Here is a 25,751-nt window from a genome sequence, read left to right on the forward strand (position 1 = left end):
AATAGATGCGTCCCTTAAACCCGCCGCAGATTTACTTGCGGCCGGATGTCCAGCTCATATTCCAATTAAAGGCTCTGTCCATTTCTTTATGACCGGCAAAATAGCTGACCAATCGCTCTACACTGAAGGTTTCATTGTTAACATTTTCAATCATAGCTATTGCGCACATGATCTTTCTGTTATCGTGCTCATCCAGCTTTACTATAATATCCGGCCCTCCGGGCTGTTTAACAGTAACAACTCCGTCAGCTTCAGCCCAGCAGGCAACGCCTTGATAAATAAAGCTATATACCAGTATTCTTTTAAACTCATGAATAAAGTTTCCGTTAATCCTGATGTTTTCCCCCGTACTTACAGCACCCGTCCGATCATCACCGTCAAGAGCGATATAGGGATAGTTTTGATAACTGCCAAAAGATTTGCCAAGAGCCTGAATAGCCCCCTTATTTCCATTTTTCATTTCAATCAGGCAACCAAGGTCAAGATCAATACCACCATTTTTACCGCTGCCAAATAAAGAACCTAAAAATCCTTTGGGCTGAGATTTTTTTCCCTGGTTCCAGTTAAGGTTAATCAGAATTTCCCCTAATTTACCTTCCGCCTTCTTTTCAAGATTGATTTTCTGTCCGACTTTAGTCAGTTCTATTTTTTGCAGATTGATTCTTGCAGATTTTTGCACCGGTTTTTCTTGTGTCGCTGCAGTTTCCTTCTGAGATTGATTAGATGGTCGGTCATTGACCTGGATGCCAAAACCACCGCACAGGGCAGCAAGTCCACCCTGGTAGCCCATGGCGATAGGATTAAACTTCCACTCCCCTTTATGCCGGTAAAGTTCCGCTACCACTATAGCAACTTCTTCATTAAAATCCCTTCCCATCTCAAACCTTACCATTTCCTCGTTGCTTTGGGTTGCCACCCGCAGATAGGAACTTGACACTTGATTAAATTTATGGCCTCTTGCCGGCCCCTCATAAATCGTTAAAGTAAAGGCTATTTTTTCAACATCTTCCGGTATTAAATTAATATCTATTAAAAACTGAGCCTTGTCGCTTGATCTTACAATATCTGTATTGACGGTAATAGCACGACCTCTTCCGCTAGGATTTCCATAAAATACGAAATCTTCATCACCCCGGCATTTACCGTTTGACTGGAGTAAGAAAGCGGCTGCATCAACTTCAATGTTGGTGTTACCCATGTCCCAACCAAGGCCAACTAAAAAACTCCTGACTCCAGGGTGATTTTTGGTTAAATCCGTTTTCTGTCCCCTCATAATCAATTGACTCAAGTTTATCACCTCAATGTAAAGTACCGGTAAAGACCATGACATTTAACTCCCGTATTAAAACATCCCCCTAAATCAGCTTCTTTTGATAATCAGCAAATTCTGCCGTCCCACTATAATCATGTCGAAGATTATTCAAGAAAATTGCTTTATGCGACTCTAGAGCAGCCACAGGCACTCGCGTTCGACGGAAATTATGCAGCAACAGCCTTGCTTATGCAACATAAATTTGCACGCACATTAAGCAATGGTTTATCCACAGATCCATCAAAAGCATAATTTTATAGAGTATAAAAAATCAACTAATTTCCCTTTAAGCGTCCAAGCCATAGAGTCTAACCAATCCCTGCAAGCCATCATTAAAACCTTGACCTACAGCTGCAAACTTCCACTCTGTTCCCTTACGATATAGCTCACAGAAAACCAATGCAGTTTCAATACTGTAATCTTCCGATAAGTCATAACGGAGTAATTCTTGATTGTAGGCATCATCAACTACTCGAACAAATGCGTTGGATACAAGACCGAAGTTTTGACCACGTTCTTGAGCCATATGAATAGTAACAGTAATGGCTATTTTTTGTATATTGGCGGGAATTTTAGAAAGATCAATGGTAATTTGCTCATCGTCACCTTCTCCGTCACCGGTAAGGTTGTCCCCCATGTGTTGAACTGAACCGCTCTTGTGGGTAAGGTTATTATAAAACACAAAATCATCAGGGCTTGCGCACTTACCGTTATCACCTAACAGAAAAGCGGAAGCATCCAGGTCAAAATCAGGACCGTCAAATTTGTTAGTATCCCAACCAAGCCCTACAACTACCTTGGAAAGACCTTCTCTACCCTTTGTTAAATCAACCTTTTGCCCTTTTTGTAAATTAACAGCCATTTTTTTACCCCCTTATAAACAAAGTTATAACAGTAATTTCCGTTGAATACGAGTGCCTGTAGCTGCTCAAAAGTCGTTTAAAACGACTTACGAGCTCATATTGCTTATTATCATCCGGCTTAATCATCTTCGTATTTATAAATCCTCTTCATAGTGATCCCACTCCTCCCAACCATCTACGTCAGTATAGTTATTCCAACCATCAGATGCAGATAATTCAGAAGCAACTAATCTCCTTGCAATATCATTCTCAATGTTGCTGCTACCCACAACCACGACCTCCTTTCTGCATTTACATTTTTTTCTCGTACTGTTTGAACCAAATTAGAGATATCCCGGAAGAACATTTTTTTCTCTAAACACACTCCTTCCAGCCTTTCCGCCCCGGCACATGCATTACGACAGAGGGCGGTAAAGAAGCAGTCGCTGCAGGAAGGCGGTAATTTATGCTGCTTGATTACCTGCCCAGCCTTTCTGTAGATATCATTTAAATCGTCCAGCAGGATATTTCCTAACTTAAGATACATAGAACTACCATGCAGGCACTCGCAAGGGTATACATCGCCATTTGGCCTTACGGTCAAAAATCTCTTACAGTCACCAAGGTAACGACAAAGACGTGATTTGCCACGGATAAAATAATTCAAGGTACTGTCGATGGTGCGAATTTTGAGTGAAGCATCATCCAGTTTAAGCCACTGGTTAAAAATGCTTCTTATAAAACCGTAATATTCTTCAGTTGAAAGCCCACCGTCCGGTGCTTTGTACCTTAAAAAGTCAAGCTTTTTAACCCCAAGCAAAATAAATTCTTCCAACAAATTTTCACTGTGTTCCAGCATTTCAGGAGTTACAACTGCCAGTAATCCCCCACAAAGCCGGTCATTTTTAGTCTCTCGCATCTTTGATAAGGTAGTCAATATATTTTTGAAGGACCCGTTACCGGCAATGGTTTTGCGATTTATATCATGGCAGGTAGGACCGTCACAGGAAATCCCCACTCTGAACCCGCTCCCGGAAAACCAGGCATACCAGTCCTCGTCCAACAATAAGCCATTAGTCTGCAGAGTATTTAAGATTTTATTGTGCTCACCCCTGAATCTCTTCTGGCAGGAAACCACCTCTTCATAAAAACTGATTCCCCTTAGCAAAGTTTCCCCGCCATGCCAGCAAAACTGCACACGGGAAGTAGCGGCTAAAGCCTTTTGTGTCAAAGATTCTACTACTGAAAGGTCCATGTCCTCATCGGTCTTTTCTTCATAACAGTAACTGCAAGCAAGATTGCAGCGTGTCGTAACTTTTACAATGAAACAAATTTGCTTATCATCCATCATATACCCTCATACTTTCCGGCAAAGAAGAGCAGCCTGAACATTTCTCAACAACCTTCCGGTATATACCGTTATTAACCCATTTATCCATTTCGCTTGCTCTCATAACCGTCCAGGGGTGATCGGCAAACATAATGCTTAGATATTTAGCCATGGTGTTCATCTTATCATCATCCATTCCTTCGAACTCCCTGGCCTGTTCCAGAAAATCGGCAGGATTTAAAGCCTTGTAATACCTCATAGGGGCACCTGCTATCTTCATCATCGCGGATACAGCAGCATTAATGTTCTGACATGCCAAAAGACCACCCCTGTCTGCCGTATACTCAGACTTGCGGTACCAGTTAAGAAGAGCCACCTGGAGTCCGGAACCAACCAGAGAACCTATAGCGCCCATTAGGCCGCTAATAAATGGGAATATCTGGGCTATTTGATGATAGAGCATATGCTCGCTCTTGATATGAGCAACTTCATGTCCTAACAAAAACAGCAGCTCATCATAAGACAACAAGCTAATAGCCGCCGACTTAATCACTACAATAGGATTTTCAACTCCCACTGTAAGGGCATTAATAAAACCCTGCTCCACATAAAATTCCGGTATTTTCCCTACATTCAAGACTTCACAGACAGTCAACAGCGCCCTGTATAATTGAGGAAAGTTCCTGGTTGTTACCTTGATGTTACTGCCGGAATAAACTACCCGGTATAGTTTATCAAGACCATGCTCATTTACTTTTCGAACCAATTTATCAATACCCGGGATCTTTGAGAGAGCTTCCATGGCCGCTGTATCCTGGGGGTGTTCATACTCGGTCTTTGATAAGCCGTGAAGAATTCGTTTTTTTATATAGCACCCTTCCTGTACTGCTCCATAAGTCGTATCTTCCGCCCATTTCTGAAATTCTTCGCAGGGGTTTAATATGCACTCTAAAAGCGATGACTCGTCAATCCATTTTTTATAATGAGCCCTCCGCATTGAACGCATATAATAGGCAACAAAATCATCCGATACTAAAAAAACATCCCGGATGCTTTTTATATCGGCATCCTCCAAAAGGTTGCGATCCCGCAAGAGAACATACATATGAAAATATGTCATTAATAAAAGCTTCTGGTTGGAAGTTAACAGCTGAGCCTCATGCTTTAATGTGTTAAAGCTTAAATCCACGCTGGTTCCTTTTTGGGTAAGAACAGGTTTTAACCTGTTAATTAAGTAGGTCCTATCCTCAGAAGAAGCTGCGTAGTAGAAAGACATGGTTACAATTCGAGCAAATGACAGTTCATCCATTGTTCCACCTCAACGCCCAAAAATGGAAGTATCCACGATGCCCATGGACATCTGGCTTTTTTCATATTCATTTTTTTGCCGGTTGTTAATGAAAGTATCAATTCGAGCCAAGTGTTTTAATATAGCCAACTCTTCTTTTTTAGATGAAAAAATACTATTCTTTATTTCTACTCCATAGCTAGCGCATAAAGCCTCAAAACCACCGGCAAACCCACTCCCTATTGCAGATAGCTTCCAACTTTCATTGTGCCGGTACAATTCGGCAATTACAAGAGCCGTATCTCCACTTTCTTCACTTATACTGAAATATGCGATATCTTTTCCGTTTTCCAGATTGCACAGCTTAAAGGTCAAGGAGGGGATTTTATTTGAGGTTTTTTTTGCAGCCAAGCCCAAAATGATTTTTTGAACCAAAGGCGATACCTTATCGAGATGTACATTAACTCGCCGGTTGTTCTCCGATGTAAAAAAAACTGATTGATCGCTATTACTCAAATTGTCATAATATAAAAAGTCCCTGGTATTTCTGACTCTCCCGGAGATGTCTGTAAGTAAGACTGCCCCCAAAAAATCATTTGCGGGAGTATTTAAGGATAAGCACATTGCGATGCTTTTTAATCCTTGATCAAGCTTATAAAGATCAATTTTTTGTCCTTTGATTAAACTTATAGCCATTTATCCCTCACCTTTATAAAAAACTATGCAGTTAAGTAGAACTGTAATGGGGTGAAAATACATACTTCAATTTTGTGGTACTTTTTAAAATTAATAAGTTGTTTATATTATAAAAACCTTATTTCATTTTTCCAGATTATACTCGAATTCTTCGACATTTTTTAATTATTTTCCTTTTAACAAACCAATATATTTTCAAGAAAAAACATAACCCGAATTTCGATTTATAATGTCAACAGCCCAACTATAGTTGTATTCATTAATTTTTTTAGTATTGCCAGTATTTATACAGAAAAAGAGTATCGAAAAATGCTCACAAGCGCTGGTTTACGGAAATATCCATAAAACCAGCGCTTGTAAACGGTATGTTTATTGTGAGTGTGATAAAGCTATGAAACATAAACTTCATGGAGTAGCACCGGCATAGGATAAATCCACACGATAACCAATGCAAAACAATTATTCCACTAATCTTTTCCCAGCTTGAAATGCTGTTTCCATAAGAGTTGCATTATTACCGGATGTTGTAGGAACATTCGCACCGGCAGATATGATTGTATCCATAACATCTAAACCCATAACTTTAAGAACATTAGCGTTAATATCAAAAGATGTCTTAAAAGAATTAGCATCAGGGTTACCTTGAGAATATACCATAATGGTTTTCTTAATACCAAATCTAGGTTTAAAATTGGAATCAGTTAGTGGAAACAGCCTTTCAATTAAAAGCTTAGTCAGGGCTGTAACCTGGTGCATGTAAACAGGCGAACCAATAACTATTGCATCAGCTTCCTTTATATCCTCATATACCAACTGCATATCATCCTTGATCGCGCACATTTCCACTTCTCTGCAGTGGAAACAGCCTTGACATTGCTTTATATTCATATCACTCAAAGTGTAAACCTTTGTCTCCGCTCCCGCTTCTTTTGCCCCTCTGACTATTTCTCCTACAATAGTTGATATATTGGCATTCTTTCTTGGACTCCCTACAAAAGCTACCATTTTCTTCATTTGATATATCCCCTCTCATTCAAAGTTGATTCTTGCCTTTATCAAGTTAAATTAGCATAGCTTTCTCCATGAAATTTGGAGGTACTGACGGATGTCCCCTATTATTTGAGCAGAGATATACAAAATCATCTTCCATTGGATCGTTTACAACTTTTCTACGGTATTTTACTACCAAACCAGATGATATGTAAGTAAGGAGACTGAGTGACTATTTGTATCAAGTTCGCTCAATAATAATCAAACCTTCCTTATTGCTACTGATTATATTTTGCCATATCATAGAAGCTTTGGCAACCATTATTTTATTAGCATACAAAACAAGGCCAGCATTTATCCCGCCACCTTACTTATTAATGTCGCTAAGTAGGGATCCCTTTGTGAGGAAAAAGGTAAAAAAATAACCGGTTGGTGTACCGGTCATTCTCCTTCTGCACCGTCTTCCATACCACTAATTTATCAGTCCTGATGCATCAATGGTTATAGGCAAAAACCTATCTTCTAAAACCTGCATAAGTTCTTTTGCATTATAAATTTTAAGGTTTTCTAGTCCAACCAAATCTAGGCGGTGTGTCATAGGAACAATATATTCTTCACCCGATTCCGATAATATATACCCTACCCTAGTTTTTATATATTTCAATACATCAAATGTGACGGTTTCCCTGTCCTTGGGCGGTGGGTTGTGACTACGATAGTTATATTTCAATACATCAAATGTGACGGTTTCCCGAAACGAAAAGCGGAAATGAAAAAGTTCTCGAAAAAAATTTCAATACATCAAATGTGATGGTTTCCCGAAACGAAAAGCGGAAATGAAAAAGTTCTCGAAAAAAATTTCAATACATCAAATGTGATGGTTTCCCCAGTGTACTTGAATGGCCTGCACCAAAGTTTGAGATATTTCAATACATCAAATGTGACGGTTTCCCTTGGACAACCGGCCATGCCGGAGATATAAACAGCTATTTCAATACATCAAATGTGACGGTTTCCCTTTTGGTGCTGCTAGGAGTTCCATAATTACAATGGTATTTCAATACATCAAATGTGACGGTTTCCCATTACTGTTAATTTTGAAGGCGATTTAGTTTTCTTCATTTCAATACATCAAATGTGACGGTTTCCCTTACAAGCCAGCGCTGGTAGTCTAAACTATCAATATTTCAATACATCAAATGTGACGGTTTCCCGCCGGAAACTTGTCGGCAAAATTACGGCGTAAATCATTTCAATACATCAAATGTGACGGTTTCCCCCTTTAAAGCCTTGTGGTGCCTGTGTAGTTTTTCGAATTTCAATACATCAAATGTGACGGTTTCCCACGGACAGAATGTGCGAAGGGAGGTGAAAAAAGGTATTTCAATACATCAAATGTGACGGTTTCCCAGATAATCGCAAAGTATGCGGTGATGCCAGTTAACTATTTCAATACATCAAATGTGACGGTTTCCCTCACTGACCTACAACCTTCTGTAACCCACCAACCAAATTTCAATACATCAAATGTGACGGTTTCCCTTTTTTTACATCAATTATAACATTAATGAAGTTAATTATTTCAATACATCAAATGTGACGGTTTCCCCAGTCCGGTGTTAAGGAACAAATTTATTTTGTTGTATTTCAATACATCAAATGTGACGGTTTCCCTTTTGATTATGAGGTGATAATATGCTTTCTATCTTATTTCAATACATCAAATGTGACGGTTTCCCATGGCCAGGACCTCCGGAGCCGAACCGGAAAGAAACATTTCAATACATCAAATGTGACGGTTTCCCACCAAGCACCATTGTAACAAACACAATAAGTGCCATATTTCAATACATCAAATGTGACGGTTTCCCTCACTGACCTACAACCTTCTGTAACCCACCAACAAGATTTCAATACATCAAATGTGACGGTTTCCCGAAAAATATTTCGTTGGTGATTGTATTATGTTCGTAATTTCAATACATCAAATGTGACGGTTTCCCTTTTATTAAGCTTGTCTTGCTCACGCTTAATATCGGATTTCAATACATCAAATGTGACGGTTTCCCTCGCATTTCCCACACATCAAAATATCCTCAGGACGTATTTCAATACATCAAATGTGACGGTTTCCCCCCTCATGTGCAATAGATTTCTAGAAAATTATATCAATTTCAATACATCAAATGTGACGGTTTCCCTTTTGTGGGTTTTTTCGCTGAATAGCCATGGCATAATTTCAATACATCAAATGTGACGGTTTCCCCGTTCCTGTTTTCGCAACATATCAGACAAATTCTCTATTTCAATACATCAAATGTGACGGTTTCCCCTATAAACCTGGCACTAGGATAATCAAAACCAAAGAAATTTCAATACATCAAATGTGACGGTTTCCCGTCAGTCCCTGGGTATTGTCCTAACCGGTTCCTTTAATTTCAATACATCAAATGTGACGGTTTCCCAATAAAGAAAGGCGTAGCTTCGAAGGTAGCTAGTTATTTCAATACATCAAATGTGACGGTTTCCCTTTACTTCGGTATACTGGCATACTAAAAGTATACCAATTTCAATACATCAAATGTGACGGTTTCCCTTTTAGCACTCATAGCTATTTTAATTCCTGTTGGCTATTTCAATACATCAAATGTGACGGTTTCCCAATTTAGGAACAACTAAACCTAAATTATAAAACCTGATTTCAATACATCAAATTTGACGGTTTCCCACGTATATGGATGGTGGCAAAAGCGGAAAAAAAAGATTTCAATACATCAAATGTGACGGTTTCCCAACAGAGGGCAGAGGTTACTGTTTGGGAGGTAAGTATTTCAATACATCAAATGTGACGGTTTCCCTTGATAGGGGGGGTTATAAGTGTTAGCTTTAATTACATTTCAATACATCAAATGTGACGGTTTCCCTTTCCGGAGTTCGTTTATTAGGTGTCTTATCAGCAAATTTCAATACATCAAATGTGACGGTTTCCCTCCTAAGCCTTATATTTAAAGGATTTTCAAGTCAAAATTTCAATACATCAAATGTGACGGTTTCCCCAGCTTGTTGGCCAAACTGCACAGGATGTTATTGTATTTCAATACATCAAATGTGACGGTTTCCCCCCTTCAAATTCGGATTACAGGCAATATAATACAAAATTTCAATACATCAAATGTGACGGTTTCCCATAGAAGGTGAACAAATACCTTTAGATTGGTATTCATTTCAATACATCAAATGTGACGGTTTCCCCAACCTGGGCAGCAGCCTTGGCATCATGCTGATATATTTCAATACATCAAATGTGACGGTTTCCCTTGCGCCTGTTAATGAAGCTCAGGCGATTGTTCCTTATTTCAATACATCAAATGTGACGGTTTCCCTACCCTTCCTCATGCCAGCGTTCATAACGTGAAACTATTTCAATACATCAAATGTGACGGTTTCCCGTTTTTCATCCAACTGTTATGATGGTCAGTATTTCTTATTTCAATACATCAAATGTGACGGTTTCCCTCACTGACCTACAACCTTCTGTAACCCACCAAACAAATTTCAATACATCAAATGTGACGGTTTCCCTGCTGGCGCAAAATAATACCCGGGAAGGTGATTTCAATTTCAATACATCAAATGTGACGGTTTCCCGAAATTAAAGCATATGTGGAGGCAGAGCTTAGGGATTTCAATACATCAAATGTGACGGTTTCCCAACCAATTGACCAACGCAAAAAAATCAGAACTGCTATTTCAATACATCAAATGTGACGGTTTCCCGTGGATCTTTAAATATAACTACAGATGCTAATGAAAAATTTCAATACATCAAATGTGACGGTTTCCCTCAGGGACTTCATGTTACTAACCGACTGGAACCGTGATTTCAATACATCAAATGTGACGGTTTCCCAAAAAACAAAGGATGGTAAGTACCATCCTTAAGAGGATTTCAATACATCAAATGTGACGGTTTCCCAACGCCAAAATTATCATATATTGGACAATCATTAAAATTTCAATACATCAAATGTGACGGTTTCCCTACCATTTTAAAATTAACTATGTAAACTTTTCATTCATTTCAATACATCAAATGTGACGGTTTCCCATTCGTAATATAAATAAATATGAGTGCTATTGTGTAATTTCAATACATCAAATGTGACGGTTTCCCATAAGAATTTTCTCCTGTTCATCTGTCGGCAGAGCATATTTCAATACATCAAATGTGACGGTTTCCCTTAACAGCCTCAGACACTGTAATATTTAATGATTTATTTCAATACATCAAATGTGACGGTTTCCCTTGATAACCTATTAACCAACTGGATAATATCTGTAAAATTTCAATACATCAAATGTGACGGTTTCCCGTACTTCTTAAACACCATATTACTACACACAAAGTGATTTCAATACATCAAATGTGACGGTTTCCCAGAGGGTTAGCAAGCAAATACAGGTATCATTATACCATTTCAATACATCAAATGTGACGGTTTCCCCTTTTAACTTTTACCTTTTTTACAATCTCTAACCAACATTTCAATACATCAAATGTGACGGTTTCCCTATCCAGCATTCTTCATCTTGATCGTATTCAACTGAATTTCAATACATCAAATGTGACGGTTTCCCTTATCCAGCATTCTTCATCTTGATCGTATTCAACTGAATTTCAATACATCAAATGTGACGGTTTCCCTTTTTCTTTTCAAGCAAAAACTTTGCAGCCTCCAATATTTCAATACATCAAATGTGACGGTTTCCCACAGAATGAAAGATTTTAGACTAAATATGGGTAAATATTTCAATACATCAAATGTGACGGTTTCCCTTTAATTAATACCCAAATATAAGGAGGTCATACAAATTTCAATACATCAAATGTGACGGTTTCCCAAAAAAGAAAGCTCCCGGTTATGGAATTATACCTAAATTTCAATACATCAAATGTGACGGTTTCCCGAAGTTGAAATTGGTAACATGAGTAACATTAATAAATTTCAATACATCAAATGTGACGGTTTCCCCAGTATCGCGGGTCAAGATTACCGGAAGGTGCTACATTTCAATACATCAAATGTGACGGTTTCCCTTATTGTATTTATGCTTAATAACCGTACCCATAAAAGATTTCAATACATCAAATGTGACGGTTTCCCCTGATATTGAAACAATGCTTAAAAAGACATTATGCAAATTTCAATACATCAAATGTGACGGTTTCCCCTAGAAATGTTCAAGAATTTTGCCGCAAGATTATGACATTTCAATACATCAAATGTGACGGTTTCCCTTATATATTTGATTGCTAATACTGGTATTAGAAGAGGATTTCAATACATCAAATGTGACGGTTTCCCGATAATGAATAGAATATAATTATAATTGTTCACACATTTCAATACATCAAATGTGACGGTTTCCCTAATATTTTCATTAGATTCCTTCTTATTGATTGTTATTTCAATACATCAAATGTGACGGTTTCCCAGAATCTGGAGAATTAATTAACGTAATGTATCAAGGATTTCAATACATCAAATGTGACGGTTTCCCGGCATGGCGCGGATGCCTGGGGTTGGAACCAACGCATTTCAATACATCAAATGTGACGGTTTCCCCAGGGAAGCTTATATAATAAGTGTGTTTGGGTTGTGATTTCAATACATCAAATGTGACGGTTTCCCTTGATAGTGCTGATATAAGTATTAGCCGCTACTTTAATTTCAATACATCAAATGTGACGGTTTCCCCCGGAAGAAACGCATTTTTTAAGGTATTTGAGGCATATTTCAATACATCAAATGTGACGGTTTCCCCCATAAGCCGGTGTAGTTAAAAAAGGAGGTGTTTTATTTCAATACATCAAATGTGACGGTTTCCCGGGATGTCAGAAATGATTTTGAGCAACACATTAACCGATTTCAATACATCAAATGTGACGGTTTCCCATATTTCGTTAACGAACCCGTGCTAGCTAGAATAACATTTCAATACATCAAATGTGACGGTTTCCCTACTCAGGCGGTGATGAACCGTTTAAATGCTATGGCATTTCAATACATCAAATGTGACGGTTTCCCCCTACCATATAGCAAAACAGAAGCTTACATTGACACATTTCAATACATCAAATGTGACGGTTTCCCTTGTTAGCGCATTCAGTACATAAGACAAAAATGCCAATTTCAATACATCAAATGTGACGGTTTCCCTTACGATTCGGAGGCTATTAAAGAGCAGTCAGTAAGATTTCAATACATCAAATGTGACGGTTTCCCAATGCGGAACGGTAAAATATACACATTTCCATACAGATTTCAATACATCAAATGTGACGGTTTCCCTCAAACCAATCGTAAAACCATTTATAATCATTAGGTAATTTCAATACATCAAATGTGACGGTTTCCCTTAATTTTAAAATTGGTAATTTAAGCATTACTTTCAAATTTCAATACATCAAATGTGACGGTTTCCCAGTACCCCTTATCGTAACTTTGTAACAATAAAGCTTAATTTCAATACATCAAATGTGACGGTTTCCCTGCCATATAAATGTTCATTTCCTCCGGAACTACATTTATTTCAATACATCAAATGTGACGGTTTCCCAGAACACGGAAACGAGTTTTGAGGGAGGGGTTAAAAATTTCAATACATCAAATGTGACGGTTTCCCGGCGTTATATAATGCCTGCTCCATGCGCTTATGGCATTTCAATACATCAAATGTGACGGTTTCCCAAACTTAAGGCTAAAGATGGATTGAAAGCGGAACTATTTCAATACATCAAATGTGACGGTTTCCCTATTCTGACTGGCACACCACTATCACAGGGGGTAGTATTTCAATACATCAAATGTGACGGTTTCCCTTTCACCTTTACATATCTTTGAAATATAAGAATGATATTTCAATACATCAAATGTGACGGTTTCCCTTTTTGGTATCTTAAAGGTAACTTCGCTGTACCTGAATTTCAATACATCAAATGTGACGGTTTCCCCTGCTATTCAATCGGGGTAGTTGCAGGGGAAATTGAATTTCAATACATCAAATGTGACGGTTTCCCTATCCTGCTTGGCTGCTGATATATTCACCTTTTGGAATTTCAATACATCAAATGTGACGGTTTCCCCATCTAAATTGCTCATTTCCTTAACGACCCACCACTATTTCAATACATCAAATGTGACGGTTTCCCGACTTAAGAGGATTTTTAATGTATCTTGGGAAGCCAATTTCAATACATCAAATGTGACGGTTTCCCGCCCTGATTGTGGCGGTGGGCCTGGATATTTAGAGGGATTTCAATACATCAAATGTGACGGTTTCCCTGTTGCCAGGCAGCAGTGCAGGCAGCTAGTCCTGAAATTTCAATACATCAAATGTGACGGTTTCCCTCAGCAGCAGTCCAGAAAAGTATCTGGTAATACTCAATTTCAATACATCAAATGTGACGGTTTCCCCGACATACAGAAAAGGTTTGTGGGATTGGTATACTTATTTCAATACATCAAATGTGACGGTTTCCCTATACCATTTTGAGGAGGAGATACGATGCCTTTATTATTTCAATACATCAAATGTGACGGTTTCCCGGGGTTGCAGGAAATCAGGGTTTCCAGCCTAATACAATTTCAATACATCAAATGTGACGGTTTCCCAGCAGGGAGGTAATTATAACAGCAAATCTAATTGGATTTCAATACATCAAATGTGACGGTTTCCCCATCGTCGGTAATGCGGTTATCCTCACCAATTTCCAATTTCAATACATCAAATGTGACGGTTTCCCCTCTCCCCGGCCGGTTACTTACTGTATATAGAAAAACATTTCAATACATCAAATGTGACGGTTTCCCTTCAAAATAGACCGTATCATGGATTACCGAAGGAATATTTCAATACATCAAATGTGACGGTTTCCCGTAGTCGTACATCATGTTTATGTTGCAGTAAGCTTTATTTCAATACATCAAATGTGACGGTTTCCCTGTGCAGGGGCCTTTTTTAAATTCCATGACAGCGGGAATTTCAATACATCAAATGTGACGGTTTCCCCTTAAAGATATGGAATACAGAATTGAATATCAAACATTTCAATACATCAAATGTGACGGTTTCCCGAAATATCCACTTGATTTGTTATCTGAAGCTATTGAATTTCAATACATCAAATGTGACGGTTTCCCTTCACCGTCATCTTTGCGCGTGTCTTTCCAGCCGATATTTCAATACATCAAATGTGACGGTTTCCCTGATACCGACATGGTCGTTAGAAACTTGCTCCATCTATTTCAATACATCAAATGTGACGGTTTCCCTTCCGAGAATATTTTGCAGATACAGGCTGCCGGTGAATTTCAATACATCAAATGTGACGGTTTCCCCCGAGAAGGTGCCTGCTGCATGGTGAGGTGGGCAGCAATTTCAATACATCAAATGTGACGGTTTCCCGGGGCAGGGGCAACCTTATTCCCAGACGATCAGCTGATTTCAATACATCAAATGTGACGGTTTCCCGGTGTCGGATAAAGAATACTACGAAAAACGCAGAATATTTCAATACATCAAATGTGACGGTTTCCCGGGTGACGGAGAAGCCGGAACAGCAATGATTAACGGATTTCAATACATCAAATGTGACGGTTTCCCGGACTTGCCCCCGGTTACAGTAAAACTGCCGGACGGATTTCAATACATCAAATGTGACGGTTTCCCCTGAATTAATTGAGGCACTATACAATGCTTTTGTGTATTTCAATACATCAAATGTGACGGTTTCCCACTACCGCCGCAAGTGGCATAACGGTGCCCAACCTAAATTTCAATACATCAAATGTGACGGTTTCCCGAAACGTGAAATAACTGGTCTAATTGAGGTAAAGCCATTTCAATACATCAAATGTGACGGTTTCCCGAGCTATCACGAGATAGTATACAAGCTTCGTATGGGATTTCAATACATCAAATGTGACGGTTTCCCCTCTAAAGTCAACACTTGAAGAAATGGCTTCAATTGTATTTCAATACATCAAATGTGACGGTTTCCCGGATACATATCTCCAGCCTCTTGCCAAATAGAATCCCATTTCAATACATCAAATGTGACGGTTTCCCGACCATCAAAGCATCCAGATCCTCCAATATTAAATAAATTTCAATACATCAAATGTGACGGTTTCCCCAAATAGAAAAATATTCCCTTAGCAATGGGGATTGTAATTTCAATACATCAAATGTGACGGTTTCCCACGAAACAATGGATTTAACTGGTGCAACTAATACGTATTTCAATACATCAAATGTGACGGTTTCCCGGTTATTTTCCCACTGCAGACGGAAGCTGATCTGCTATTTCAATACATCAAATGTGACGGTTTCCCTAAAACACTCTGATGGGTAAATATAATCAAAAATAATTTCAATACATCAAATGTGACGGTTTCCCGAAATATTGGTCAGCGGTACGCTAACATGAACATTATTTCAATACATCAAATGTGACGGTTTCCCAAGGTGAAATTCAAGTCCTGGCTAATAACAATGCCGCATTTCAATACATCAAATGTGACGGTTTCCCGGGACTGTTTGTAGCGCATTTCGCCACTATATATCTATTTCAATACATCAAATGTGACGGTTTCCCCAAAACAGCTTTTTTAGCTAATTTTATATCTCCAATATTTCAATACATCAAATGTGACGGTTTCCCTCACCATTTCGATACATTGTCCAAGCGCCCAAACCTATTTCAATACATCAAATGTGACGGTTTCCCGTGTTTGCAATACCGGTTAAAGCAACAACACAGGTATTTCAATACATCAAATGTGACGGTTTCCCTCAGCCATTTATGGTTGCCCAATCTAAGTCAAGAATATTTCAATACATCAAATGTGACGGTTTCCCAAGGATATTATGCTTAATACAACCGTTTATTTAGAATTTCAATACATCAAATGTGACGGTTTCCCAAAACATAATGTACAAACAAGATTAACAGAAATGAATTTCAATACATCAAATGTGACGGTTTCCCTTATATTCGACGTTCAGTATTTAAATTCCTTCTTTTTATTTCAATACATCAAATGTGACGGTTTCCCACAATTATAAAGCACATTTGGGGAACAGATAAAAAATTTCAATACATCAAATGTGACGGTTTCCCGGAGAAAAGAATGGAGAAAAGAAAAAATATAGCAAATTTCAATACATCAAATGTGACGGTTTCCCGAATTTAATACATATTTAATAGGAGGCTCACAATAAATTTCAATACATCAAATGTGACGGTTTCCCGAGGAAGAAGAAAAAAGGATACTGAGACAGTTAGCAAATTTCAATACATCAAATGTGACGGTTTCCCCAACGCAAATTGGACATTTTATTTCTTAAGATATTCCTCTATAAGGCATTATATCAGGCCTTTACATTTATTTTTCCAAGTGATACCCACTTTCAAAAAAATAAATCCAAAGTCCTCTCCCCTCCTATTTTCAAGCGCTTTACACTATTAATATATAATCTTACTTGGAAAAAATCAAATAATAATTGACTCAGGACTAACTCCCGTATTCCCAATACTTTCTTCGTGGAAAGAAGACTCACTTATAGTTTGAATAAAGGTTATGAAATCATGATCTGGATCAATGGCTTTCTTTAACTTGTTTTTAAGTTCCAGATAGTTTCCTGGAGTGATGTGTCCCCTGAACACTGATTTTTGATAATGTTTTAAATACTGTTTGCAGATTTTAAATATTTTAGCGACCCGTTTCTCACCCACATCATAAAAAACAATGGCATAATTAAAATTTGGCTTGTTCACTTTTTATCCTCCATGCAAAAAGGAACGAAGTTTTTTCCTTCCAAAATATGCTTAATGAGCTTATATCCGTCTAACCTGATAGCTTGTTTGTAACTACACCTTCTTCTTAAGGTTTGATGTTCAAATGTCTGGTTCAACCGTTCTTCAAAAGCCTCGATAAACACTTTGCGCCCAAGCTCGTTTAGCAGGGCATAATTCAGCTTTTTGTCAAAATGCTTTTCTACCATAATTTTGCGATTATTTACACAATCAAAAATAGTTTTGCAAACCAATACCGGTTTAAATACTTCCGACAAATCCAAGCTTAAGGAAAATCGTCGTTCCGCCGGTTCGTGCAAGAAGGAAATAGTTTGATTCAAGTGGGTATGGAAAATTTGCGTAATGGTTTTTGTGTACAACAAGGTATTACCAAAAGATATCAGTGCGTTAATGGGATTATCGGGCGGACGTTTTACTCTTTTGTTCATAGCAAAAGACTCGGGCAGAAATACCCGGAATGACTGATAAAACCGGGCCCATATTTCCCCTTCAATACGCAGTAGCTGTTTAATATTGCCGACAGAATCGACCAAGCGCGAAACATCCTTACGCAACCAGTCCAAAAAGTCTTTTAGTTCACTTTTCCCATGTCGGTAATAATGGTAAAGTACAAAATAAGTATTTTTAGCAATTCCCTTAATAATTTGTCCCGCGATCTGCAACCTGTTTTGCTCATAAGCCAAAGCCTGAGCAACCGTCAGCCTCCCGCTTAATAATTGCTCTTTGGGATAAAATGTCCCTATATAATTTTCATAATAACCGAAGAAATGCACCACAATACCGGCTTTGGCCAAAAGTTGAAGCAACTTTGTGCTCAGGGTGATATCATTAAAGCAGTATAGTTCCCGCGTATCCTTGATGGGAATATAAAAATTACCATCTTCTTTACGGAATGCTATGGAAAAATCCTTTTGATACAAATCTCCGGCTGAAAAAATATACCGGGTATCACTGCTCTTACCCATCCTCCATCCCTCCTCTAAATGAAACAGTATTCAAAATATGCACATTTTTTACAAGTCGGCTTTCGAATAGGCGGAGGCGGCAGTTCTTGTTTTAAGAATTCCTCTATTTGCTGGTATTGGGTCTTGCAATCCCTAATATCTTCTTCCGTCAGTATCAAAGTATGAACGCTTTTACTTTGTTTATTTTTTTCCAGACATTCCAAACGTCCTTTTCGATTAACTCCTTTGTCGTGTAAAACAACCAAATAAAACTCCAATTGGGCTCTGGCCGCTGCCAGATCAGCATCAGATTTTTTGATTTCAACAACATATTCCGCCGTTAATTTATCAAGCTTGATACCCTCCAGCGCTATCTCATCTTTGTCCTGCTTTTTTAATTCATGCATTATTTTCCCAACCCGTACATCTTCTGAATTGTCCTCCAAATTTATTTTGTGGTAAAACAACCAACATTGCCTTTGACAATGCGTATAATAATTCACCACCGTTCCGGTCAGCATCACAAAAATATCCCCCCATAATATTTTTCCAACTCATCTCTGTTCAAAACTCCATCATCAATAAAACGCTCCCCGCCTTCAATAAAATAATAGCCGCCGTATTCCTCGGCACCGGCAGGAATCTTATCCCTGAATACCGTAAAGGTAAAGTAGGACATTTCTAGAGCTAGTCTGGAATACTCGACCATACGCTGGGCATAGCCCATTTCCTTATAGCTGCCCAAAGCCTTGAATTCCTCCCACACCTGATACCCGTCTAATTCTTCCCAGACATAAGGAATAAAAAGCTGCCAACTACGTTCAATTAAGCGCATTTTCTCTTCTATGTTCCTGCAATTAAACTGCGCACAATTCTCATATAGATTAGCCAGGTTTTTCCGGTTAGCTTTACTTGTCTTGTCTATTAAATCCCTAAAAACCCGCGCATAAATTTCGTCAAATCGTTTTTCCTGAAGATTTTGCCGTATAGCAGGATCCTGGATAGAATATCTCAGCCTGGCATCCCCTCTATAGATCAACGACGCATCGTCAAAATCGAAAAAGTAGGCCACAGCACCACCGGCATTTAGACAGGACCTGTTGATTCGTCCCAAAAATTGCTCTTCGGAATCAAGAAGAGAGATATCTTTAAATCCAATTTCCATGTCAATGTTCACACCTGCTTCAATGACTTGAGTGGCAATGAGAATTAGCTTCTCACCTCTGTCGATCCGCCGGATTACCTTATCCCGTCTGGCCGCACTGTCGTCACCCGTAAGCAAAACAGCATTACACTCTTCCTTGCAAAGCTCGAAAAATTGCCTGGCCGTCTTTTTCTTGATAAATTCCACCAACACACGTTTGTCCCGGAAACGCAATACTTCTTCTTTCAGTTCCTCCAGAGCAATCTCGCCTTTTTCCAGCAGAGAGAAATCCAACTGCACCCTTCCCTGAAAAAGCGGGTGCCGGTAATACCTTTGCGGAACTTCCACAAGTGCGGCAAATTTTGCGTCTACCGTCCTAAGCAGTTGATTCAGCTGCGGCAGAGTGGCAGACATCATAATGATCTTAATATGAAGCTGTTGAGCATAACTTTGCAGAAAACCAATTATTTCCCGCCAAATACTGTTTTTGTAGCTTTGGATTTCATCAAGTATGACCACACTGTTGCAGAGTTTGAGCAAGGGGAAGCACTGCTCACGCCCACAACCGAACAAAGCATTGAAGAAGTTAACATGAGAAGTCAAGACAATTGAATAATTATTGAAGATATAATCCAGCCAGGCTGCCTCATACTTATCTTTCCGCTCTTCCCTGCCCATCACAACCGGCGTGATGGAATTGATTACCGCCAGTTGATCGTTGAAAAAGGGAAGCAGAGCTTTCTTAGTCTGCTCTACAAGGGTATTAAAAGGGAAAACATAAAATACACTATTTATATTGGGATCCATCTCCAAAACACGTAAGGTAAGGTTGACAGCCATATTGGTTTTTCCGGCACCGGTGGGTGCCTCCAGGTAGTAGATATTGGCCTCCGGTTGAGCCAACAAGTTCCGCTCCGCCTCTAAAAACAATTGATTTCGCAAGGCGTTGATCGGATCTCCGCTAAAAGTTGCCGGATCCTTCTGGTAATTACGAATGCTCCGGCAGATAGTACTGTCATCATAGCACCGTTTCAAATTTTCCCCACTGTTTTCAATCACTGCAGGCCGCATGGCGTGGCCTGTCATGAACTCCTGAGCAGCACAGTAGTCGCAGCCTGTAATCAAGGCGTATAATAACCGACACAGGATATAAAAATTTATTGGGCTTACAAATACTTCAGACTCCTGCATATAATAACGGATATTTTCAAAAATACTGCTGTCTAGATCGCTTTTGTAATATCTCTCACTCCAAGTTTCCAGCTGCGAAAAATCATGCCCGTTGTCTAATTTTCCATGGTGTTTACAGATACAATAGGCAAAGGACGCGAGGCATTTTTGCACAGCCAACGTTGGATTATTGAGCAGAATTTTGTACATATGATCTATGTACAAATAAGCGGAAGCCAGGGCATGATGAGAATTTCTTGCCTGCCTGCACATTTCCTTAAACAATCCGTTATCCAGCACCTCGTATTGAAAGCGGGGATTAATTTTTCCCGCATCATGCAAATAAATAGCATAGAGGAACAAAAGATAAACTGTTTGCTCCTCTTCTCCCTGAAAACCACATGCGGCAATTAAACCTTTGATAATTTCCTCCATTCCTTTTTTTTCACAATACACTTCGTAATAGTGCATCGTCAGTTCGGAATGAGCCAGCAGAGTTTCCGTTTCTCTGCTGCCGCCAGTATTTCTGGTATGAGCCAAGTAACGAAGATCCCGCATTATCTCCGGCGCAATCATATTGATCTTACTCATTAATGTACCTTCCATTCAATAATCAATAAAAGCAATACTGCAGTTCCCCGTCCGCATATAGCAGGGGAGGCAGCACCGCTTCAGGAACGGTGCAATTAGTAAAAATATAGCGTCCAAATTCATAAAAATTGTACTTAGGCACTAAACCGGTCGGAGCAGTTTCCACAAATAAATATTGCGCAGGCCCGCCTCCACCCAAAGCATTGAGATCCCCATCATATAAAAACAGCGAATCAATACGGGACTGCCTGGAAGGAAAAAGCTCCACCATATGCATATCCTCAATCTGGGCTGGAAAATCATTGCGGCCTAAATAGGGAAGATAAACGCATCGTCCTTCCAAAAGACTGCTGCAAAGCTTATCCCAAACAATATCATCCAAATTATTCTGCTTCAGAAAAATAGTCCAACTGGGATTTTCCAGCCATTGTTCCCGCACCTGCAAATTACCGCCTTTTTCCCTCGACGCATACCCCACACTGTTATTAAAATATTGTATTTTTTTAGTAAAATAACCGTTTTTGGTATTGGGAACTACGGATATCTGCAGGGAAGAAAGCACCTCGTAAAACTCCGGAAAGATTGGATCCTCCTGTCCGTGGAGTTTGGCATTGCGGTACCCGCTTAATCCTAAAACCGCTCCCAGCAAGCCCAGCAGAGCAACTTTGTGGATATTGTTATAGGTAAAATAAACAAGAGTGTTAACATCAGGCTGTCGAAAGCAAGCCGCCGAACCGGAAAGAGTGAAGCGCAGACTTTTCATCGTCTTCACCCCTTAATAAATGGAATAAACGCTGCAATTAAGCGAACCATACTCTACATCGACAGTGACCGGATTACAGTAAAGTTCCACGAATTGGATTTCCTCCTGGCGCGGGGCCAAGAAATTTGCCAGTTTGCTCAGGTCAAACAAAATCCGATCTTCCTTCTTGCGTACCGTTACATAGCGATCCAAATTGGCCAGGTATAATTGGCTATCCTCTTTCATTTCAATAAACAAGGCCAGTTCATTTTCGCAGCCGCTTTTGGAATTAGTATTAAAAGCTGTGGTGGCTACTCTGGCAGCCCATTTAAATTTTTCATACGCTTCAACGGTATAACCCTCAAAGCCGTCAGCCAGCCCGATAAAATCATTATAATTGGCGGGATTCACTGAGAAAGAATATACGTAATGCGCTTCATCAGTGACAATCTTGGTCCCCATGGTAGAAGCCAGCTTGCCCTCACTTTTCTCATTAGAATTGCGGAATGGAGAAAGAATCTCCTGCGTCAGCACATGGGTATCCTCAAAAAGGTTGCGCCCCTGGTTAATCTGCACTGCCCCTGTGATGCTGATGTTCTGTTTTTTCTCGGCAAAGGTGGCACCGAAATTCATGACATCTATGGCGGAAAACAGTTTGCCTAAAACCTCTTTAGAAGATGTTTTTTCATCCAGGTTCCCGAAAAGTTCCGTATATCTCTCATTCAAATCCCTGGGTTGAATCTTTTCACCTTCTTCTTTATTTTTCATGCTTTGCATGCTTTTAATATAAAGTATTGGGTCACCTTGCATTAGCCACATGCGCTTCATTGGATATTTCAGGGCTTTATCGCTGCCAAAGATATGACTATCGGTAGTCGTTTTGGGATATCCTGACAGGTCTGCATTGAAATTGGCCATATAAGCACCAACGGCAAGAATTCCATACACTCTATTAGTTTTCTGCATTTTTGTCAGCCTCCTTATTCTTTTCATTACCTTTTTTATCTTTATCCTTGTCCTTATAATAAATAATGCTACTTGACGCAAAACCGTAGAACAGGGCGTCCAGGTTAATGGATTCCTCTTCTTTTGATTCATAGGAAGATACGATACTCAACATATTGTTAAAACGAGAATTATCGGTGTCAATAGCGTAAGCATACTTTTGAAAATGCTTACGATGTTCCCTTTTGATATCTTCCACACTTTTGGCGGACGCAATCCCGCGCCATAAAACATCATAATGCAGTTTCTGTGCTTCACTCAAACTGAAATAATAATAAAGAAGTTGTCCCACCGCCAAATAAAATTCCATGGAACTTTGGCAGGCAATATACTCTTTACTGTCGGTTTTGAGAACTTTTTCTTTTAATACGATATATGTCTCTTCTATGGCATATCCCATATCGTTTTCCCCCCTACGAAAATAGTTTAAGAGTGATAACCGGACATTGAGTGCATGAGCCAGATCAGATATATACTTCAGATTTTGCAGCCTGGCCAGGAGCACCCCCATCGTGACTTTGTCCACACAGCTTTGCATAGGACAATCGTTTTCTTTTCTCAACCAGGCATGCAGGGCTTCTCGCGTCAGCACGATTTGATCGGCCAGCACTTGGGGTAAGCTATCGGTCACTTGAATTTTTTCCGTGTAATAATTACGGACCAACTGTCCCCCGTACAAATAAGCGTTGATATGTGCCTCCACGGCGCTTAATTTGTTCAGTTTGTCGCCCGGATATTTCGGGGCATCCAGGTAATTCTCGAAATTCACCGGATTGTCCATCCGATCCCGGAAGCTTGGCAAAAAATCATAATCATTTACCGTTACATTCATTCCCCTGTCCAAATGGACATAAACAGCAGGCTTTCGCACTTTCATCTCACTTGCCACGGTAAACAGTCCCGGAAGATCATGTTTACCAACGGGAAAATAACCGGTATAAAGTGGTTTCCCATCTTTTTCCTGTCCATTAAGCCATAAAAAGAATTTGTGCAATAAAACGCCTTCTTCTGCCGTAATTCGATAAGGCACCTTAAATTCCGTCGTTTTATGTTCCAGGTAGGGTTTTTTGGCATTCATGCCCATATTGGCATTTGATAAGCCAAGAACCTGGCCGTTGATTTTTTTGTTGTATTTGTTATCGTTGAATATTTTAGGCAGCAGGTAACGCCCGCTTTCATATATATAATCCTCTAAATTTTTGTCCAAAAATAGTTTAATATAACAGTTATCTTTGATATTATAATGATTAATCCTTTCCTCTACCGTTTTCAAAGAAGAAAGAAATAGCGCTTTGCTTTTCTCAACGGTTTTGTCTTGCAGCGGCTCATATCCTGCGGCTTTTAGAATTTCGGCACTTTCTTTATCCCTGGTGCCGAGCAAGGCGTTGAAATAACGGTCAATATGTTCCTTTAACTCAGGATTCACCGCCCCAACCCCAAAAGTATCGTGTTTACAGAATAAAGTATACAGATTATTGCTATGAATCTTCTTTTTGGGATCTACCGGTTTATTCATTTCAATCAAACTGCTGGCAAAATCCGCCTGTTTAAACCACTCAAACAAAGGGTCATTTTCCGGCAAAACCATTTTTTTTGTTACATAAAATTCTTCCATCCCGCTATCTTTGTTTAAACGAAGATACAATCCGGGTTTAAGCCGGTAATTTTGCACAACCATGCTATCGGCATCAAACTCAGGGTATTGAGATTGATGATCAGTAAATTCATGAAGGAGTTCCTTCAGCATTTTTTCACCTCCTGGCAATGCAGTAGCCAAAACCCAGTCCGTTTTTTTCCAGAAGACCTACCGCCAAAGCTGTAAAGGCAAGTTGCTGGGCCCAAGGGTTGGGCTTTACTCTCAGTCGTATTTTATGGCCGAGCAGTATAGCCCTTTTCCCTCTATAGCTCATGACTATGGGTTTTTGGTTGAGCATTGTAATATGGTTGAAAAAAAATTCTTCGGGCACGGAAAGGGACGCATCCCAAGTCTTGGATTTTTTTAGAATATTCACATGCAGACGCTCGGACAAAAGCCCTATTCCGTTCTCAGGCATCCAGCAACGGTTATCAATCGTACAAACAATAGGCGTCAATGTAACCAGTTCTTCAATAGTCTTTAGCTTGTAATTTTTTAATTCACTTGAAATAACCTTAGCCAAGCCTTTCGCTTTTGGTAAATACTGCTTTACCTTAAGAGCAAATTTTAGATCCAGCGTACGCAAGTGGAAACAATATATTCTTCCTTTGCGATAAATCCGGTCGGCCTCCAGGGGATAGGGCGCAGAAAAAACATAAAATTTGAATGTATTTCGATGATGGAAGTCTTTTAGTTGCTCGTCATAAATCATGCTGTTATTAATAATTTCCGCTAAAGCAGACTGCACCTCGCGGGCAGGTATATCTTCATGAAATCTAACTGTCGATAAGATTTCATGGTAACACTGCACCATGATCCCATCTCCCTTCAATGTTATATTATTATTAATTTAAGTAATATGTATGTATAAATAATACCCCACATAGCAAAATCCGTCAATATCTCTTTTAATATTTATTTCCAGTTACTATTTTGATGTTTTTTGAGTATACTATTTATTGAAACAAGCAATGTATTGAAATATGTTTTATTACTATTAAGTGTTCGCAACCTTCACATCTGATGTTTAAAATGCATTGCACACCTGAAACCGAAACATAATGTTTGTTTCAATTACAAAGACAGCACCCTTCTTGAAAGATGAAGAGTGCTGTTCTTTATATTTTAGAGAAGATACTAGAAAAAACCGCCTCATGCTCAAAAAAATAAGACAGAAGG

The 25,751-nt window shown here is 39.2% G+C and carries 15 protein-coding genes, 1 pseudogene and 1 CRISPR repeat array; all 16 genes and pseudogenes read right to left on the reverse strand.

Features of this window, described 5'->3' with window-relative positions:
• Nucleotides 1-31: 31 nt before the first annotated feature.
• The 16 genes and pseudogenes from DTOX_RS14495 to DTOX_RS14565 all read right to left on the reverse strand — a co-directional run bounded on the left by DTOX_RS14495 (nucleotide 32) and on the right by DTOX_RS14565 (nucleotide 25,386).
• A complete protein-coding gene (locus DTOX_RS14495; protein WP_015758438.1) occupies nucleotides 32-1,330 on the reverse strand; it encodes a TerD family protein in 1,299 nt (432 codons plus the stop codon).
• Between the two features lie 268 nt (nucleotides 1,331-1,598).
• The gene (locus tag DTOX_RS14500) at nucleotides 1,599-2,174 is read right to left on the reverse strand and encodes a TerD family protein (protein ID WP_015758439.1); all 576 of its coding nucleotides are present in this window, start codon (nucleotides 2,172-2,174) and stop codon (nucleotides 1,599-1,601) included.
• A gap of 135 nt (nucleotides 2,175-2,309) precedes the next feature.
• Nucleotides 2,310-2,444: a hypothetical protein gene (locus DTOX_RS24895; protein ID WP_278184557.1), complete on the reverse strand. Its 135-nt coding sequence runs from the start codon at nucleotides 2,442-2,444 to the stop codon at nucleotides 2,310-2,312.
• Entirely contained in the window at nucleotides 2,402-3,502 is a 1,101-nt protein-coding gene (locus DTOX_RS14505) for a radical SAM/SPASM domain-containing protein (RefSeq protein ID WP_015758440.1), read from the reverse strand. Before DTOX_RS14505 ends, DTOX_RS24895 begins: the two co-directional genes overlap by 43 nt.
• Nucleotides 3,495-4,793, reverse strand: a complete 1,299-nt coding sequence (locus DTOX_RS14510; protein WP_015758441.1) for a M48 family metallopeptidase — start codon at nucleotides 4,791-4,793, stop codon at nucleotides 3,495-3,497. Before DTOX_RS14510 ends, DTOX_RS14505 begins: the two co-directional genes overlap by 8 nt.
• A gap of 9 nt (nucleotides 4,794-4,802) precedes the next feature.
• On the reverse strand, nucleotides 4,803-5,468 hold the full coding sequence (locus DTOX_RS14515; protein WP_015758442.1) for a TerD family protein: 666 nt from the start codon (nucleotides 5,466-5,468) through the stop codon (nucleotides 4,803-4,805).
• A 459-nt stretch (nucleotides 5,469-5,927) separates the two neighbouring features.
• Nucleotides 5,928-6,482 carry a flavodoxin family protein gene (locus DTOX_RS14520; protein ID WP_015758443.1) on the reverse strand — a complete coding sequence of 185 codons (555 nt, stop codon included), beginning with the start codon at nucleotides 6,480-6,482 and terminating at the stop codon, nucleotides 5,928-5,930.
• Nucleotides 6,483-6,621: 139 nt separating this feature from the next.
• Nucleotides 6,622-6,713, reverse strand: a pseudogene (locus DTOX_RS25400) (IS200/IS605 family transposase); the annotation flags it as partial.
• Between the two features lie 402 nt (nucleotides 6,714-7,115).
• Nucleotides 7,116-16,842: a CRISPR direct-repeat array (repeat unit 30 nt; unit sequence ATTTCAATACATCAAATGTGACGGTTTCCC).
• A gap of 174 nt (nucleotides 16,843-17,016) precedes the next feature.
• Complete coding sequence (cas2, locus tag DTOX_RS14530; protein WP_015758444.1) at nucleotides 17,017-17,301, reverse strand: CRISPR-associated endonuclease Cas2; 285 nt, start codon at nucleotides 17,299-17,301, stop codon at nucleotides 17,017-17,019.
• Nucleotides 17,298-18,305 carry a type I-B CRISPR-associated endonuclease Cas1b gene (gene cas1b, locus DTOX_RS14535; protein WP_015758445.1) on the reverse strand — a complete coding sequence of 336 codons (1,008 nt, stop codon included), beginning with the start codon at nucleotides 18,303-18,305 and terminating at the stop codon, nucleotides 17,298-17,300. The genes cas2 and cas1b overlap by 4 nt, the downstream gene beginning before the upstream one ends.
• Before the next feature lie 14 nt (nucleotides 18,306-18,319).
• Nucleotides 18,320-18,805, reverse strand: a complete 486-nt coding sequence (locus DTOX_RS14540; RefSeq protein ID WP_083773539.1) for a CRISPR-associated protein Cas4 — start codon at nucleotides 18,803-18,805, stop codon at nucleotides 18,320-18,322.
• The gene (locus DTOX_RS14545; protein WP_015758447.1) at nucleotides 18,805-21,189 is read right to left on the reverse strand and encodes a CRISPR-associated helicase/endonuclease Cas3; all 2,385 of its coding nucleotides are present in this window, start codon (nucleotides 21,187-21,189) and stop codon (nucleotides 18,805-18,807) included. The genes DTOX_RS14540 and DTOX_RS14545 overlap by 1 nt, the downstream gene beginning before the upstream one ends.
• A gap of 22 nt (nucleotides 21,190-21,211) precedes the next feature.
• The gene (gene cas5b, locus DTOX_RS14550) at nucleotides 21,212-21,952 is read right to left on the reverse strand and encodes a type I-B CRISPR-associated protein Cas5b (RefSeq protein WP_015758448.1); all 741 of its coding nucleotides are present in this window, start codon (nucleotides 21,950-21,952) and stop codon (nucleotides 21,212-21,214) included.
• Between the two features lie 12 nt (nucleotides 21,953-21,964).
• A complete protein-coding gene (locus DTOX_RS14555) occupies nucleotides 21,965-22,897 on the reverse strand; it encodes a type I CRISPR-associated protein Cas7 (protein ID WP_015758449.1) in 933 nt (310 codons plus the stop codon).
• Complete coding sequence (locus DTOX_RS14560; RefSeq protein ID WP_015758450.1) at nucleotides 22,884-24,683, reverse strand: hypothetical protein; 1,800 nt, start codon at nucleotides 24,681-24,683, stop codon at nucleotides 22,884-22,886. Before DTOX_RS14560 ends, DTOX_RS14555 begins: the two co-directional genes overlap by 14 nt.
• A gap of 4 nt (nucleotides 24,684-24,687) precedes the next feature.
• On the reverse strand, nucleotides 24,688-25,386 hold the full coding sequence (locus DTOX_RS14565; RefSeq protein WP_015758451.1) for a CRISPR-associated endoribonuclease Cas6: 699 nt from the start codon (nucleotides 25,384-25,386) through the stop codon (nucleotides 24,688-24,690).
• Nucleotides 25,387-25,751: the final 365 nt, after the last annotated feature.

Source organism: Desulfofarcimen acetoxidans DSM 771, assembly GCF_000024205.1.
Taxonomy (GTDB): domain Bacteria; phylum Bacillota; class Desulfotomaculia; order Desulfotomaculales; family Desulfofarciminaceae; genus Desulfofarcimen; species Desulfofarcimen acetoxidans.